The sequence below is a fragment of the Streptomyces sp. KL109B genome, from assembly GCF_030766935.1.
Classification (GTDB): Bacteria; Actinomycetota; Actinomycetes; order Streptomycetales; family Streptomycetaceae; genus Streptomyces.
Window position 1 is genome coordinate 191,591 of the sequence record NZ_JASERL010000001.1, and the last position, 14,329, is coordinate 205,919.

The 14,329-nt window shown below is 71.8% G+C and carries 16 protein-coding genes; 7 read left to right on the top strand and 9 right to left on the bottom strand.

The features are described from left to right. Positions 1 to 111 precede the first annotated feature (111 nt). Both RBJ65_RS00945 and RBJ65_RS00950 read left to right on the top strand, forming a co-directional pair. Positions 112 to 612 carry a sigma factor-like helix-turn-helix DNA-binding protein gene (locus tag RBJ65_RS00945; protein WP_306322924.1) on the top strand — a complete coding sequence of 167 codons (501 nt, stop codon included), beginning with the start codon at positions 112 to 114 and terminating at the stop codon, positions 610 to 612. Next, positions 609 to 1,283, top strand: a complete 675-nt coding sequence (locus RBJ65_RS00950) for a hypothetical protein (RefSeq protein WP_306322923.1) — start codon at positions 609 to 611, stop codon at positions 1,281 to 1,283. Before RBJ65_RS00945 ends, RBJ65_RS00950 begins: the two co-directional genes overlap by 4 nt. 90 nt (positions 1,284 to 1,373) lie before the next feature. On the opposite strand, the gene RBJ65_RS00955 is transcribed toward RBJ65_RS00950, so the two are convergent. Genes RBJ65_RS00955 through RBJ65_RS00965 form a run of 3 tightly spaced genes read right to left on the bottom strand, consistent with a single transcriptional unit; the run spans position 1,374 to position 2,884 of the window. Continuing rightward, complete coding sequence (locus RBJ65_RS00955; RefSeq protein ID WP_306322922.1) at positions 1,374 to 1,790, bottom strand: multidrug efflux SMR transporter; 417 nt, start codon at positions 1,788 to 1,790, stop codon at positions 1,374 to 1,376. A gap of 58 nt (positions 1,791 to 1,848) precedes the next feature. Beyond that, a complete protein-coding gene (locus RBJ65_RS00960; RefSeq protein ID WP_306322921.1) occupies positions 1,849 to 2,169 on the bottom strand; it encodes a multidrug efflux SMR transporter in 321 nt (106 codons plus the stop codon). A gap of 10 nt (positions 2,170 to 2,179) precedes the next feature. Beyond that, positions 2,180 to 2,884 (bottom strand): DsbA family protein, encoded by a 705-nt coding sequence (locus tag RBJ65_RS00965; RefSeq protein ID WP_306322920.1) that lies wholly within the window; start codon positions 2,882 to 2,884, stop codon positions 2,180 to 2,182. Between the two features lie 44 nt (positions 2,885 to 2,928). Here RBJ65_RS00965 and RBJ65_RS00970 point away from each other — a divergent pair, with 44 nt between their 5' ends. Continuing rightward, positions 2,929 to 3,288 (top strand): MerR family transcriptional regulator, encoded by a 360-nt coding sequence (locus tag RBJ65_RS00970; RefSeq protein ID WP_306322919.1) that lies wholly within the window; start codon positions 2,929 to 2,931, stop codon positions 3,286 to 3,288. A gap of 18 nt (positions 3,289 to 3,306) precedes the next feature. Here the strand turns inward: RBJ65_RS00970 and RBJ65_RS00975 are convergent, their stop codons facing one another. The 4 genes from RBJ65_RS00975 to RBJ65_RS00990 form a co-directional block, all read right to left on the bottom strand. After that, on the bottom strand, positions 3,307 to 4,383 hold the full coding sequence (locus tag RBJ65_RS00975; protein ID WP_306322918.1) for a MupG family TIM beta-alpha barrel fold protein: 1,077 nt from the start codon (positions 4,381 to 4,383) through the stop codon (positions 3,307 to 3,309). 179 nt (positions 4,384 to 4,562) lie between these two features. Beyond that, positions 4,563 to 6,149 (bottom strand): PTS transporter subunit EIIC, encoded by a 1,587-nt coding sequence (locus tag RBJ65_RS00980; RefSeq protein ID WP_306322917.1) that lies wholly within the window; start codon positions 6,147 to 6,149, stop codon positions 4,563 to 4,565. 45 nt (positions 6,150 to 6,194) lie between these two features. After that, on the bottom strand, positions 6,195 to 7,157 hold the full coding sequence (gene murQ, locus RBJ65_RS00985; RefSeq protein ID WP_306322916.1) for an N-acetylmuramic acid 6-phosphate etherase: 963 nt from the start codon (positions 7,155 to 7,157) through the stop codon (positions 6,195 to 6,197). A gap of 234 nt (positions 7,158 to 7,391) precedes the next feature. Continuing rightward, complete coding sequence (locus tag RBJ65_RS00990; protein WP_306322915.1) at positions 7,392 to 8,321, bottom strand: MurR/RpiR family transcriptional regulator; 930 nt, start codon at positions 8,319 to 8,321, stop codon at positions 7,392 to 7,394. 150 nt (positions 8,322 to 8,471) lie between these two features. Between RBJ65_RS00990 and RBJ65_RS00995 the strand changes: the two genes are divergently transcribed. Continuing rightward, entirely contained in the window at positions 8,472 to 8,855 is a 384-nt protein-coding gene (locus tag RBJ65_RS00995; protein WP_306322914.1) for a hypothetical protein, read from the top strand. 7 nt (positions 8,856 to 8,862) lie between these two features. Continuing rightward, entirely contained in the window at positions 8,863 to 9,150 is a 288-nt protein-coding gene (locus RBJ65_RS01000; RefSeq protein WP_306322913.1) for a DUF4031 domain-containing protein, read from the top strand. 16 nt (positions 9,151 to 9,166) lie between these two features. On the opposite strand, the gene RBJ65_RS01005 is transcribed toward RBJ65_RS01000, so the two are convergent. Both RBJ65_RS01005 and RBJ65_RS01010 read right to left on the bottom strand, forming a co-directional pair. Then, positions 9,167 to 10,414 carry a Cmx/CmrA family chloramphenicol efflux MFS transporter gene (locus RBJ65_RS01005; protein ID WP_306322912.1) on the bottom strand — a complete coding sequence of 416 codons (1,248 nt, stop codon included), beginning with the start codon at positions 10,412 to 10,414 and terminating at the stop codon, positions 9,167 to 9,169. A 160-nt stretch (positions 10,415 to 10,574) separates the two neighbouring features. Beyond that, entirely contained in the window at positions 10,575 to 11,237 is a 663-nt protein-coding gene (locus tag RBJ65_RS01010; RefSeq protein WP_306322911.1) for a hypothetical protein, read from the bottom strand. Between the two features lie 70 nt (positions 11,238 to 11,307). Here RBJ65_RS01010 and RBJ65_RS01015 point away from each other — a divergent pair, with 70 nt between their 5' ends. Next, complete coding sequence (locus RBJ65_RS01015) at positions 11,308 to 11,976, top strand: maleylpyruvate isomerase family mycothiol-dependent enzyme (protein ID WP_306322910.1); 669 nt, start codon at positions 11,308 to 11,310, stop codon at positions 11,974 to 11,976. A 327-nt stretch (positions 11,977 to 12,303) separates the two neighbouring features. After that, positions 12,304 to 14,271: an AAA family ATPase gene (locus RBJ65_RS01020; protein WP_306322955.1), complete on the top strand. Its 1,968-nt coding sequence runs from the start codon at positions 12,304 to 12,306 to the stop codon at positions 14,269 to 14,271. Positions 14,272 to 14,329 lie beyond the last annotated feature (58 nt).

The following is a 14,329-nucleotide window of genomic DNA, read 5'->3' on the forward strand; positions in this document are numbered from 1 at the left end:
TAAACGATCTTACGGGGTGAACGGGCCGATGAGCGGCGGGAGTTGTGAGGGCGTGGCTGCCATCTTCGTAGGGGAAGTAAGCGAAAGCCCGGCCTCAGACGTGGAGAGGGCGTGGAGCAGCTGGAGTTCAGGGAGTTCTACCGCGCCAGTCAGGGCGACTGTCTGCGGGCCGTGCTCGCGTGCACGGGAGACCGGCAGCTCGCCGAGGACCTGGTCGCCGAGGCGTACGCGACGGCCTGGGGGTCGTGGGCGAAGGTGGGCCGGCATCCGGCACCGCGGGCGTGGATCGTGCGGACGGCGCTGAACACGCGGGTGTCGTGGTGGCGTCGGCGGCGCCGGGAGGTCGCCGTCGGCGGGGTGCCCGACGTCGCGGGTCCGGACGATCCCTCGGTGGGCGGGCTCGACCCCACGCTGCTCGCCGCGCTGCGTGAACTGCCGCGCAGACAGCGGGAGGTGATCGCTTTGCGGGTCTTTCTCGATCTGGATACGCGGGCGACCGCGCGGACGCTCGGGATCGCCGAGGGCACCGTCACCGCCCATCTGTCGCGGGCCGTCACGACCCTGCGCGGACAACTGGTGCCGACGGTGACAGCGGAGGAGGGCGAGCGATGACGACCGATGAGCCGAACGGGCTGAGCGAGGTCAGGGGCGCGCTGCGGGGAGCGTTCGACGACGTGGACATGGGTGTGCCCGTCGAGCGGATCGAGGCGATGGGGCGGGCGCGGCGGCGCAGGCGCCGGGTGCTCACCACGGTGGGCGGCTGCGCGGCGGTGGCGGGTCTCGCGCTGGCGGTGCCGGGTGTCGGGGGAGGGGCGTCGCCGCCGTCCGCCGGGCCGGGTGACGCGACCGGTGCGGGCGCGGTGCATGTGCGTACGGCCGCGTACACGGTCGATTCGAAGGCGGACGGCACGGTGCACGTGACGTGGGACAAGGCCCGCTACTTCAGCGACCACGCGGGGCTCGAACAGGCCCTGGACCGGGCCGGGTTCAGGGTGCTGATCAAGGAGGGCGAGTTCTGCAAAGGGCCCGGGGACGGGGAGCTCGGGCCGAGTGGCATCGGGCCCGGCGTCCACCGGGTGATGCGGGGTGAGCGGGAGGCGGACGACCGGGTGACGTTCATCTTCACGCCGTCCGCGATGCCGGAGGGCAAGCAGCTCTTCATCGGCTACTTGAACGCCGAGCAGTTGAAGGTGACGGACGGCCGACCCGGGTCGGTGGAGCGGCTGGTGCCGACCGATGAGTCGTTGCTGACCTGTACGACGAAGACGCCCGCGCATCGGTGAGACGGAGAGGGAGAGGGAGAGCGGCGCCGCTTCGGGCGGCGCCGCTCTGTCGTGTCCGTGTTCGTGTTCGTGTTCGTGGACAGTGGCTCGTCACTGCTCGGTCTGCGTCCGCTCGGGGCGGTCCGAGAGCTTGAGCCAGACGACGCCGCCGATGATCACGGTGAGCCAGAGGGCCTTGACCGGGGTGAGTGTCTCGTCGAAGAAGACCGGTCCAAGGAGCGCCGCTCCGACGGCTCCGACGCCGGCCCACACGGCGTATCCGATGCCCACGTCGATGGTGCGCAGGGCCAGGCTCAGGGCGAAGAGCGTCAGCAGGAAGAAGACGACCGCGACCAGCGACCAGGTGAGCACGGTGAAGCCCTGGCTGCCGCCCACCGCAAGGGCGTAGGCGATCTCGAAGGCTCCGGCGAGGAGGAGGGTGAGCCAGGCGCGGGCGCGGTTGTTGCCGTGGGCGGTGGCGTTCTCGGTGGTGGTTGCGGGCGTGGTGGGGGCGGTGGTGGTGGACATGGGGGTTCCTTTCGTGGAGTGGGGTGAGGGTGGAGGTGGGGCGGATTCCGGGGGAGGGTCAGGCCGCGCCGCTGAGCTGGAGGCCGACGACGCCGACGATGACGGCGGCGATGCCCAGGAACTTGCGCCAGTCCAGCCGCTGCCCGAAGACGAGGGCGCCGAGGACGACGATTCCGACACCCGCGGTCGCGGTCCAGATCGCGTAGCCGACGCCGACCTCGAAGGTCAGCAGGGCCTGGCTGAGGAGGTAGGTGGCGATGCCGCCGCTGAGCAGTGTGGCGGCGGTCCAGCCGGGCTTGGTGAAGCCCTGGGCGCGGCCCGCGGTGATGGCGACGGTGATCTCGAAGACGACGGCGAGGGAGAGGTAGAGCCAGTGCATGACGGTGTCCTTAGATGGCAGGGGTGGGTTGCGTGTGGGTGGTGGACGCTTGGTCCAGTGCCTGGCGGATCGTGTCCTCGGTGGCGACGCCGTCGATGCGTGCCGTGCCGATGACGATCGTGGGGACGACGTTGATGGCAAGCCGCGCCGACTCGGCCAGTTCCCGGCGGTGCTCCGCCGCGTACTCCGGGGCGTCGAGGGACGCCGCGTAGGCGGCCGGGTCGAGGCCGGACTCCTCGGCCAGGCGGGTCAGGACCGTACGGTCCCCGATGTCGAGGTCCTCGCGGAAGAAGGCCGTAAGCACGCGGCGGTGGTAGGCGCGGGCCCGCCCCCGCTCCGCCGCGTACCGGGCGCCCCGGAACGCCAACTCGGTGCGGGGCTGCGGCGATACGGTCGGCAATCGGATCGGCACCTGGTGGTGGCGGGCCATCGGGTACACGGCGCGCTGCCAGATCTCCTCCGGCGGGTGCGGGTTCTCAGGGCGCGGGGTGGGGCTCGGTGAGGGCCGCAACTTGCTTGCGTGGTGGACGACTTCGACGTCGGCATCGGTATCGGACCGGCCGGAGATCGCGCGCTCGATCAGCTCGTCCGCGATCAGGCAGAACGGGCAGACGTAGTCCGACCACACATGGATCTGAAGGTGTGGGATCTGAAGGTGGGGCTTGGCGACCACGGTGACCTCCGGTTCTTCGTCGCACCCCGGTGGGTGCGACACGGAGATCGTGTAACTTCACGCCGGTGTCAACTTCAAGGAGTCACATGCGTATCGGAGAGCTGGCGGCCGCCAGTGGCGTCAGTACCCGGTCCCTGCGCTACTACGAGCAGCACGGGCTGATCCGCTCCGAGCGGACTCCCGGCGGATGGCGCGACTTCGACGACTCCATGGTGGAGCGGGTCGTCATGATCCAGCACCTGTTCGCCGCCGGGCTCGGCAGCTCCACCATCGACCAGGTGCTGCCCTGCATGGAGGCCCCGATCGAGGAGCGCAACGGCGTCATGGAGCAGCTGTTCGCCCAGGAGGCCGAGCGGCTGGAGGCCAAGCGGCGCGATATCGACCGCGAACTCGACACGTTGCAGGCGCTGCGGGTCGAGACGGCGCTGCCAGGCGACGAAGCCTGAGGTGTCAGGAGACGACGGTCAGGCCGGGGTCAGGCGGACCGGGGTGCCGGGGCCGATCAGGTCGAGGAGCGGGAGTTCGGCGGGCGGGACCGTGCCGAGGACGTTCACCGTGGGGTCCGGCGGGAGGTCGGTGCGGGTGAGGCTCAACTCACCCCGGTAGCGGGGGAGTTCGTCGTTGCCGAGGGTGAGGGTGCCGCGCGGGCGGGGTTCGGGCGGGCCGTCGTGGGCCGGGGTCGGCTCGGCGCGCAGGGCCGGGCGGGAGTTCTCCAGGCGTACCAACTCCTCGGCGGGGTCGGTGCGTTCGCGGTCCGGGTCCGAAGACGTGAGGTGGGCGAGGACCGGGGGCGGGGTGCCGGGGCGGAGGTGGACCGTCAGGTCGATCTCCGCGTCCTCGTTCCAGGCCCGCCACTGGGTCACCGTGCGGTCGGCGAGGAGCGGGTCGCCGATGTGCACCGTGTCGCAGCCGAGCGCGGCCAGGTCGAGGGCGGCGGCCAGCGGGTGCCAGGCGCGGTGCGCCTCCAGGGTGGGCAGGCCCGCGTGGACCGGGGCGCGCAGCACGCCGTCGCCGGGGGCGAACGCGGAGACCGGGATGCCGTGGGCGTGCCACATCTCGTTGCGGGCGGCCAGGAGTTCGCGGGAGATGCCGGTGTGGCGGCGCGGGTAGAAGTTGTGGGAGGCCGTGAGGGCGTCCGTGCGCAGGCCCGCCTTCAGGAGCGCGGCGAGCCAGTCGGGGCCGATCGTCGACGCGTTGAGCTGGAGCGGCAGCACCCGTGAGATCGCGGCGATCGCCTCGTCGGGCAGTCCGAAGTCGACGCGGATCGCGTCCACCCCGTACGCCTTGAGGCCGTCGGCCGTCTCCGGGGTCAGGCCGAGGGCGGGCAGCGAGTTCTGCGAGATGTCGACGGTCAGGCGCAGTCCGTGGTCGTGCGCCAGGGCCGATACGTCGCGGAGCTCGGCGGCGAAGGTGGCCGGGTCGTCCTCCGGCATGTGGAGGGAGGCGAAGGCTTCGGTGGCGCCGAGCCGTTGGGCTTGGGCGCAGGCCGCCGCCGCGACGTCCAGGTGAGCGAGGTAGAGGGAGATGCCGGAGGTGGACATGGGGGGCGCCTTATCGCCGGGAGGTGCGGGGGAGAGGGGGGGAAGGGGGCCACGACTCAGAAAAGTGTCGCAGTTATACGTAACACTGCGACACTTTTCTGAGCGCACACCTGGCTCCGGGCCTGTGTGGCGGAGGCCGTCAGGGCGTCCGTGCGCAGGCCGGATGAGGGGCGGCGGGGTCAGACCTTCGCCGGTTCCTTCGGTTCGGTCTCAGCGGCGCCGTCGGCGGCGGGCTTCGGCGCCGGGGCCGGGTTCGCCTCCGCGTGGGCCTCGGGGGACTCACCCGCGTCCACGTCCTGGTTGAACTCCAGCATCATCTCCTTGGTGAAGCCGAAGTAGTACGTCGCCAGGAAGCCGACGATGTAGCCGACGAGCAGGCCGCCCAGGTAGACGAGGGCGGTGACGCCGAGCCCCTTGTTGCCGTCGAGCAGCGGGAACAGGGCCCAGCCGGACGGGCCGATGGCCGTCGAGCCGACCTGGATGCCCAGCATCGAGAAGAGGCCGATGAACGCGCCGCCCGCCGCGCCGCCGATGCACGCGGTGATGAAGGGGCGGCCGAGCGGGAGCGAGACACCGTAGATGAGAGGCTCGCCGACGCCCAGGAAGCCTGCCGGGAGCGCCGACTTGATGGTCTTGCGGATCGACTTGTTGTGCTTGAGCTTCTTGAAGACGGCGATCGCCGCGCCGACCTGGCCCGCGCCCGCCATCGCGAGGATGGGCAGCAGGACCGTGTAGCCGTTCTGCTCGATGAGCGTGGTGTGGATCGGGATCAGGGCCTGGTGCAGGCCGAGCATGACCAGCGGCAGGAACAGGCCGCCGAGGATCGCGCCCGCGAAGATGCCGGTGTTCTCCAGGAGCCAGTTGGCGCCCTCACCGATCGCGGTGGAGACCTCGCCCGCCACGAACATCAGGCCGAAGATCGTGACCAGTCCTGAGACCAGCACGGTGATCGTCGGGGTGAGCAGGACGTCCAGCGACTCGGGCACCCACTTGCGGCACCACTTCTCGATGTAGACCGCGAGCACGGCCGCGCCGAGCGCACCGAGGACACCGCCCTGACCGGGGGCCAGCTTGTGGCCGAACGCCGAGATCTCGGCGACACCCGGGTAGACGATGATCGCCGCGACGGCGCCGCCGATGATCGGCGTACCGCCGAACTCCTTGGCGGTGTTGTAGCCGACGAACACCGCGATCAGCGCCATGAAGCCGGAGGCGATGGCGGCGAGCGCCGGGGTGACACCCGGCAGCCAGTCCAGGTTGATCAGCAGGCCGTTGACGCCGGCGATGATGCCGCAGCCGATCAGGGCCGGGATCAGCGGCACGAAGATGTTGGCGATCTTGCGCAGGAAGAGCTTGAACGGGGTGGCGTTCTTCGCCTTCTGCTGCGCCTTGATCGCGGCGCCCTGCGCGGCGAGGTCGTCGGCGGAGCCACCGGACGAGGCGGGGTCGGCGTCGGCGTCGGCGTCAGCGTCGGTGGGGGCGGGCGCGGATGCCGGGGCGGCGGCCTTGCCCTCCTCGACCAGGGTCTCGAACTCGGGCGTGACCCGGGCGACCTTCCCCGGGCCGAGCACGATCTGGTACGTCTCGTCCTCGACGACGCCCATGACGTCGGGAAGTGCCTTGAGCGCCTCGTCCTGGACGAGCGAGCGGTCCGCGATGCCCAGGCGGAGCCGGGTCATGCAGTGGGCTACGGAGGTGACGTTGGTGGCACCGCCGATGAGCGGCAGAATCGAGGCCGCCACGTCGCGGTTCTTGTTCTCAGCCATGGTGCGTGTTGCCTTGCTGTGCGGGGAGAAGGGGGAGGGTGGGGTTTACGGGGTGGTGGTCGTCGCCGCTGCCGCGAGCGCGGCGCGCAGGTGGCCGTCGGACTCCGTGAGGAGGCGCTCGGCGGTCGGGCCGTCGACGTCGCCGAGGACGACGAGGATGGCGTTCTTGACCTCGCCGTCGGTCGCGGCGAGCGCGGCCTCGATGGCGGCGTCGTCGGCGCCGGTGGCGAGGGAGACGATGCGGCGGGAGCGGGCCCGCAGCTTCTCGTTGGAGGCGCGCACGTCGACCATGAGGTTTCCGTACGTCTTGCCGAGGCGGATCATCGAGATCGTCGACAGCATGTTGAGTACGAGCTTCTGCGCGGTGCCCGCCTTCAGGCGGGTGGAGCCGGTGAGCAGCTCCGGTCCTACGACGACCTCGATGCCGTGGTCCGCGGCGGCGGCGAGGGCGCTGTCCGCGTTGCAGGAGAGGCCGACGGTGAGGGCGCCGTAGCGGGTGCGGGCGTGTTCGACGGCGCCGATCGCGTACGGGGTGCGGCCCGAGGCGGAGATGCCGACGACGATGTCGTTCTCGGTGAGGTCGATTCCGTCGAGGTCGGCGGCGGCGAGTTCCTTGGAGTCCTCGGCGCCCTCCACGGCCTTGACCATGGCGGAGGGGCCGCCCGCGATCAGGCCGACGACCTGGCCGTCCCAGGTGTTGAAGGTGGGCGGGCACTCGGAGGCGTCGAGGACGCCCATGCGTCCTGCGGTGCCGGCGCCGGCGTAGATGAGGCGGCCGCCGCGGGACATGCGGTCGGCGATGCCGTCGATCGCGGCGGCGATCTGGGGGAGCTGGGCGGCGACCGCGGTGGGGACGGTGGCGTCCTCGCCGTTCATCAGCTTGGCGATCTCCAGGGTGGAGAGCTGGTCGATCTCGGCGAGTTCCGGGCGGAACGCCTCCGTCGTGAGGGTGGCCAGTTGGGCGCGGAGGTCGGCGTAGGTGGCGTCGGCGTCGGGGGTGGCGGTCATTGCGGGTCGGCTCTTTCCGTTGCGCGAGGGTGGGATGACGGTCACGGGGCTCCGCCCCGAACCCCGCTGCTCAATCGCCGCAGGGGCTTGAAGGGTGGGCGGCTTCAAAGGCTGGGGCTCCGCCTCATACCCCGCTCCCCAATCGCCGGAGGGGGTTGAAAAAATCCAGCCTCGCCGGCGTTTGAGGCGCGGGGTCCGGGGCGGAGCCCCGGGGGGTTGGGGTGGTGCGGCGTGTCATGGGCGGGCTCCCCGCGGAGCGGATTGGTGGCGGTGGGCCAACGCTTCGTACGAGGCGGAGAGCGCGGGCGCCGCCGTCTCGTACGTGCGTTGCGCGATGCCCACGAAGAGGCAGTCCACGACGAGGAGTTGGCTGGTACGGGAGGACATCGCCGCGGGACGGAGCTCGCTTTCGCGCGCGATGGAGGTCGTCAGTATGTGGTCGGCGTACTGGGAGACCGGGCTCCCGGGCCGCCCGGTGATCGCGATCGTCGTCGCACCACGCTCGAAGGCCACCCGCAACGGCTCGATGACGTCCCCCGTCGTACCGGAGTGCGTGATCGCCACCGCCACGTCACCCGAGCGGAGCGTGACCGCGTTGTGGACGGCGAGGTGCGGGTCCGAGTGCGCGTACGCGTGCTGCCCGATGCGCAACAGCTTCTGCGCGAGGTCCTGGGCGACGAGCCCGGACGCCGCCATGCCGTAGATCTCGACGCGGCCCGCACTGGCCATGGCGGTCACGGCGGCGCCGAGCTGCGCGGTGTCGAGTCCGGCCGCGGTGTCGGCGAGGGTCTGCTGCTCGTCGTACGCGAGCTTGGCGACGACGTCGGTGAGCGGGTCGTCGACGGCGATGTCGGCCGTCACCGCGGGGGCCCGGCCCGACTGCTGCTGGGCGGCGAGCCCGGCGAGCGCGAGGCGCAGGTCGCGGTAGCCGGGGTAGCCGAGGATGCGGGCGGTGCGGACGACCGTGGCCTCGCTGGTTCCGGTGAGCTCGGCGAGGCCCGTGACGGTCAGCGCGGCGCAGCCGGCGGGGTCGCCCGCGACCGCCTCGGCGACGCGCTGCATGGACCGCGTCATGGACGGGGCCAGGGTGCGGACCTTGGCGGCGAGGGCGGCGGGGGCCGGCGGCGCTTCCCCGGCGAAACTTTCCTTCACGTCGTTGCTCACGTAATGAAAGATATTTTCGGGGGTGGGTGGGGTCAAGGGTCCTTCGGCCCGGGAGATGGGGTTGCGGTTGCGGGGCGCTGCCCCGGACCCCGCTGCTCAATCGCCGCAGGGGCTCGAAAGCAGGGCTCTCGATGGGCGCACAATTGGGGTATGGACACCATCAGCCCCTTGGAGCAGGCCCTGCACGCCGCCCGTGCGCTCGTGATCGAGGATTTGAAGGCGGGGGACGTCGCGGATTCGGACATCGTCTCGCTCGTGGAGGAGTCGATCGTCTCGCGGCGCTGGTGGGTGGAGCAGTGGCCGGAGGGGGTGGAGTTCGTGACCGGGCTCGTCGCCCAGGACGTGAAGGACGGGATCCTGGAGCACCACGGCCGCTGGCCGCTGTGCCCGGTGTGCGGGCCGGACACGGCCGACGGGTCCCCGCACGCGCTCGACGTCGAACCGGAGCTGGGCGCGGACCCGCACTGGGTGTGTTCGGAGGCGGGCGTGGTGGTGGCGCCGGTCGGCGGCCTCGGGTCGGTGGGTGCGGGGTGACGGGGCGTTGACGGTCTATATAGATCCGCCGAACTGGCCGGGGCACGACCGGATGTGGTCGCACCTGGTCAGTGATGTGTCGTACGACGAACTGCACGCGTTCGCCGAGACGTTGGGGGTGCCGCCGCGCGCCTTCGAGCGCGACCACTACGACCTCCCGTCGCACCGGTACGCGGACGCGGTACGGGCGGGGGCCGTGGAGGTCGGCTCGAAGGAACTGGTGCGCAGGCTTACGGAGGCCGGGTTGCGGCGCCCCAAGGGACGACCTTGGACCTCAGGCCTCGCTGGCCCTTGAGGTGCGGTGGGCCAGATCAAGCCCCGCCGGCGTTTGAGGCGCGGGGTCCGGGGCGGAGCCCCGAGGCGTGGGGCACGCTCCCGGAACCGGACCCCGTGACGACCTTCGACCCCGCCCCCGTACGCCGGTGCAACCGCAACGACACCACCGTCAACGCGAGCGCGGCGACCGTCATCGCGCCACCGGCCCACGCCGTGGCCGGGTAACCGAGCCCCGCGTCGATGACCGTGCCACCGAGCCACGGCCCACCCGTGTTGCCCAGGTTGAAGGCCGCGGTCGTGGTCGCACCCGCGAGGGTGGGTGCGGCGCCCGCGACGTTGAACATCCGCGCGTTGAGGGCCGGCGCCGTATAGAAGGCGGAGAAGCCGAGCAGGAACGACAGGGCCACCGCCGCGATCTCGAAGTGACCGAGCAGGGCGAGCGCCGCGAGGAAGACGGTGGACGCCGTGATGCCGGTCAGCAGCACCCCGAAGAGGTGCGCGTCCGCGATCCGCCCACCCAGCGTCGTACCGGCGAGCGCGCCGATCCCGAAGAGGGCGAGAACGGCCGGGACCCAGCTCTCGGGCAGCCCCGCGACGTCCGTGAGCAGCGGGGACAGATAGCTGAACGCGCAGAAGACGCCGCCCGCGGCGAGCGCGGTGACGGCGATGGACAGCCACACCTGACGGTCGCGGTAAATGCTCAACTCCCGCTTCAGGCACGGACGTTCGGCCGGTACCGGAATGGTCGGCACGAGCGTCACGATGCCGACGAGGGCAATCGCGGAGGCCGCGCCCACCGCCCAGAACGCCGAGCGCCAGCCGAGCCCGTCACCGAGGAACGCGCCCGCCGGGACGCCGAGCACGTTCGCGATCGACAGGCCGCCGATCATCACGGCCATGGCGCGGGCCCGCTGGTTCACCGGCACCATCGCGATGGCGACGGCCGCGCCGACCGCCCAGAAGCCCGCGCAGGCGAGGGCCGAGACGACGCGGGAGGCGAACAGGACCGCGTACGTCGGGGCGAGCGCGCCCGCGACCTGGCCAAGGCCGAAGACGGTGATCAGCGAGATGAGCGTGGTCCGGCGCGGCAGCCGCAGGGTGGCGACGGCGAGCAGCGGGGCGCCGACCACCATGCCGATCGCGAAGGCCGAGATCAGCAGCCCGGCCTGCGGGATCGTGACGTCCATGTCGTCGGCGACCGCGGGCAGCAGCCCGGAGAGCATGAACTCGCTGGTCCCGAGGGCGAAGACGCTGAGGCCGAGGATGTAGACGGCCAGGGGCATGCGGGTGCGTGGGGAACTAGGGGTGGGGGTGGGGGTGGGCTGTGGGGACATGTAAGGAGCCAACTGGGACTTGGGAAGTGGCATTCCCGCACGGGTGTGTCGTGGCGACTTGTCGCGACTTGTTCGCACCCCGTTCACGCGGGCTCAGGGCCACAGGGCCTCAGGGAGTCAGCAGGTCCAGCTCCGCCGTCAGGTTCTCGCGGGCGGCGGACTCCCACTGGGACCTGCCGTACGAGGTCCTGAACAGCCTTGGCAGATCGAGGAGTTGGCGCAGCACCCCGGCCCGCCCCTCGCGGAACGCCTCGTCCGGAACGAAGGCGTACTCCGCGCGTACGGCCTTCGTGTAAGCGGCGTACGCGGGAGTCGGCGCGGCCAGGATCGCCAGGTCGGCATCGCACAGCGCCTCGCCGTTGGCGTCGCCGTCGGCCGGGTCGTGGGTGACGGTGAGGCGGACGAGGCGGGCCACCTCGGCGACGCCCTCCGGGCCCACCCCGGCCTCCGTGAGCGCCCGTTCGGCGAGCGCGGCGGACCGCTCCTCGTTCTCCGAGCGGTCCGGCCGGTACACCGCGTCGTGGAACCAGGCGGCGAGCCGTACGAGCTCGGGCCGTGCCGCGTGCTCCTCCAGTACGTCGATGTGGTCGAGGACCGCCGCGAGGTGGGTGACCGTGTGGTACTTGCGGTGCGGTTCGGACCACCGGGCCAGGAGGTTGTCGGCGTACGGGTACGGGTCGGCGGGGGCGTCCGCGTGCCCGGATGCCGCGCGCAGGGTGCGGGCGAAGCGCTCGCGCAGGTCCTCGGCGGCCGGGTGGTCGTCGTGCGTCATGACATCGACCCTAGGGCCCCTGACCACTGTGCGCCCAGGACTACCGTGCGCCCACGACTACCGTGTGCCCATGACTACAGGTGCCGTACGAGACGAAGCGCGTGACCCCGAGCTGCCCGGCCGCCTGCTGACCGCCGAACGGGACGTGCTGGTACCGCTGTTGAGGTCCAGGCCGGACGCGGACTTCGAGCTGCGCACCGCGTGTCCCGGGTGGACGGTGCGGGATGTGCTCGCGCACTGTTCGGCGGCGTTGACGCGGGTGGTGGAGGGCCGGTTCGAGGAAGGGGTGTTCAGCCCCGAGTCCAACGACCGGGACATCGCCGAGCGGGCGGAGTGGTCCCACCAGGAGGTGGTGGACGAACTGGAGCGCGGCATGACGGGGGCCGGTGCGGCGATCGCGGCGGCGGGTGGAGTGCTGGACGGGGTGGCGCTGGGCGAGTGGGTGCACGCCGGGGACGTACGGGAGGCGTTCGGGGAGCCGGGGGCGTACGCGGGGGTGGGGTTGCCGATGGCGCTCGAGCTGATGGTGCGGGTCAGCCGGGAGCGGGGGAGCGTGCCGCTCCACGCGGATGTGGACGACCTGGACGAGCCGCTGCTCCTCGGCGCGCCGGGGGCGCCTCCGGCGAGGTACATCGGGGGTGCGGCGACGTTGGTACGGCTGTACGCGGGCCGACCAGTGGTGGGCACCCGCTACGAACTGGCCGGCGCCGCTGAACCCGAACTGAACCTCTTCGGCTGACCGCGCCCCGGCAAATCCAGCCTCGCCGGCGTTTGAGGCGCGGGGTCCGGGGCGGAGCCCCGTGGGTGCAACCGCGGTGCCGGGGGAGGGAAAACCGGTGGCCCCACCGGTAGGTGTCACGTACACTCGCGCGTCTGCCCGCCTCCCCGCCCGCCCCGCCGGACGGCAGGAGCGCCCGCCGACCGGACGGAAACCGGCCGGGACCCACTCACGCGTACCCGGAACCGGAGGCAGCCCCCCGTGAGCACGCCCACGCCCACGCCCGCGTCCTCGCCGCTCGACCGCGAGCGCACGCACCTCGTCTCGTCCCGCGCCGCCCTCCGCGCGATGCGCGAGGACGCGCAGGCGCTCGACATCCGCGACGTCACCGCGAACTGGGTGAACGCCGAGGTGCTGCAGCACCAGATCGACGAGCGCATCAAGGCGCTCGCCGACCTCAGCCACACCCCGCTCTTCTTCGGACGGCTCGACTACCTGCACACCCCCGGCGCGGACCAGGCCGAAGGCGCCGAGGGCGAGAAGTTCTACATCGGGCGGCGGCACGTGCACGACGCCGACGGCGACCCCATGGTCATCGACTGGCGCGCCCCGGTCTCCCAGCCCTTCTACCGGGCCTCGAAGAAGGACCCGATGGACGTCGCGCTGCGCCGCCGTTTCGGTTACACGGGCGGCGACCTCACCGCGTACGAGGACGAACACCTCACCGACCCCACCGAGGCCGAGCAGACCAGCAAGCTGCTCCAGCAGGAGATCGAGCGCCCGCGCGTCGGCCCGATGCGCGACATCGTGGCGACGATCCAGCCCGAGCAGGACGAGATCGTACGCAGCGGGCTCGCCGGCTCCGTGTGCGTACAGGGCGGGCCCGGCACCGGTAAGACGGCCGTCGGCCTGCACCGCGTCGCGTATCTGCTGTACGCGCACCGCGAGCGGCTCGCCCGCACCGGCACCCTCGTCATCGGGCCGAACGCCTCCTTCCTCCACTACATCGAGCAAGTCCTGCCCGCGCTAGGCGAGTTGGAGGTCAAGCAGGCGACGGTCGACGACCTCGTGGCGAAGGATGTCGAGGTGCGGGGCGTCGACGAGCCGGGCGCCGCGCTCGTCAAGGGCGACGCACGGATGGCGGAGGTGCTGCGGCGCGCGCTGCGTTCGCACATCACGCTGCCGGGGGAGGGCGTCGTGGTGGTGCGGGGTTCGCGGCGCTGGCGAGTCGCTTCGTGCGAACTGGAGGAGATCGTACGGGAGTTGATGGCGCGCGACATGCGGTACGGGGCCGCGCGTGAGGCGCTGCCGCAGCGGATCGCGCACGCCGTCCTCGTACAGATGGAGCGGGCGGGCGAGGCGCCGGACGACCGGGTGCAGAACGCGGTGGCGCGGAACACCGCCGTGAAGGCCGTGGTGAAGGAGGTCTGGCCGGCGGTCGATCCGGCGAAGCTGGTGCTGCGGCTGCTGTCGGACGGGGAGTTCCTGGCGGAGCACGCGGAGGGTGTGCTGAGCGAGGACGAGCAGAAGGCCGTGCTGTGGGCGAAGCCGGCGCGGAGCGTCAAGACCGCCAAGTGGTCGGCCGCGGACGCGGTGTTGATCGACGAGGCGCGGGACCTCATCGAGCGGACGCACTCGCTCGGGCACGTGGTGCTCGACGAGGCGCAGGACCTGTCGCCGATGCAGTACCGGGCGGTGGGGCGGCGCGCCACGACGGGTTCGGTGACCGTGCTCGGGGATCTCGCGCAGGGTACGACGCCGTGGGCGACGCGGAGTTGGGACGAGGCGCTGGCGCATCTGGGCAAGGCGGACGCGGTGGTGGAGGAGCTGACGGCGGGTTTCCGTGTGCCGACGGATGTCATCGCGTACGCGTCCCGGCTGCTTCCGGACATCGCGCCGGGGCTCGCGCCGGTGGCGTCGGTGCGGGAGAACCCGGGGGCGTTCGAGGTGCGGGAGGTTTCCGGGGAGGGGGAGGTGGTGGCGGCGTGTGTGGAGGCGTTGCGCGGGGAGGGGTCGGTCGGGCTCATCGCGGCGGATGCGCGGTGCGGGGCGCTGGGGGCGGAGTTGGACGGGGCGGGGTTGCGGTATCTCGCTCCCGGTGAGGAGACGACGGCGGAGGCGCGTCTGACGCTGGTGCCGGCGTCGCTCGCCAAGGGGTTGGAGTACGACTACGTGGTCCTGGACGAGCCGGCGGCTGTGGTGGATGGGGAGCCGGATGAGCGGACGGGGTTGCGGCGCCTGTACGTGTCGCTCACGCGTGCCGTGTCGGGCCTAGTGGTGACCCACGCGGCGCCGCTCCCCCCGCAACTGGTGTAACCGGCACCGTCGTTACGGCCTCGGGGCTCCGCCCCGGACCCCGCGCCTCAATCGCCGG

What these genes read in the sequence shown, in the direction of transcription:
- RBJ65_RS00950 (WP_306322923.1), top strand. Translation starts at nt 609, where the DNA reads ATGACGACCGATGAGCCGAACGGGCTGAGCGAGGTCAGGGGCGCGCTG.
- RBJ65_RS00955 (WP_306322922.1), bottom strand. Translation starts at nt 1,790, where the DNA reads ATGTCCACCACCACCGCCCCCACCACGCCCGCAACCACCACCGAGAAC.
- RBJ65_RS00960 (WP_306322921.1), bottom strand. Translation starts at nt 2,169, where the DNA reads ATGCACTGGCTCTACCTCTCCCTCGCCGTCGTCTTCGAGATCACCGTC.
- RBJ65_RS00970 (WP_306322919.1), top strand. Translation starts at nt 2,929, where the DNA reads ATGCGTATCGGAGAGCTGGCGGCCGCCAGTGGCGTCAGTACCCGGTCC.
- RBJ65_RS00975 (WP_306322918.1), bottom strand. Translation starts at nt 4,383, where the DNA reads ATGTCCACCTCCGGCATCTCCCTCTACCTCGCTCACCTGGACGTCGCG.
- RBJ65_RS00980 (WP_306322917.1), bottom strand. Translation starts at nt 6,149, where the DNA reads ATGGCTGAGAACAAGAACCGCGACGTGGCGGCCTCGATTCTGCCGCTC.
- murQ (WP_306322916.1), bottom strand. Translation starts at nt 7,157, where the DNA reads ATGACCGCCACCCCCGACGCCGACGCCACCTACGCCGACCTCCGCGCC.
- RBJ65_RS00995 (WP_306322914.1), top strand. Translation starts at nt 8,472, where the DNA reads ATGGACACCATCAGCCCCTTGGAGCAGGCCCTGCACGCCGCCCGTGCG.
- RBJ65_RS01005 (WP_306322912.1), bottom strand. Translation starts at nt 10,414, where the DNA reads ATGCCCCTGGCCGTCTACATCCTCGGCCTCAGCGTCTTCGCCCTCGGG.
- RBJ65_RS01010 (WP_306322911.1), bottom strand. Translation starts at nt 11,237, where the DNA reads ATGACGCACGACGACCACCCGGCCGCCGAGGACCTGCGCGAGCGCTTC.
- RBJ65_RS01015 (WP_306322910.1), top strand. Translation starts at nt 11,308, where the DNA reads ATGACTACAGGTGCCGTACGAGACGAAGCGCGTGACCCCGAGCTGCCC.
- RBJ65_RS01020 (WP_306322955.1), top strand. Translation starts at nt 12,304, where the DNA reads ATGCGCGAGGACGCGCAGGCGCTCGACATCCGCGACGTCACCGCGAAC.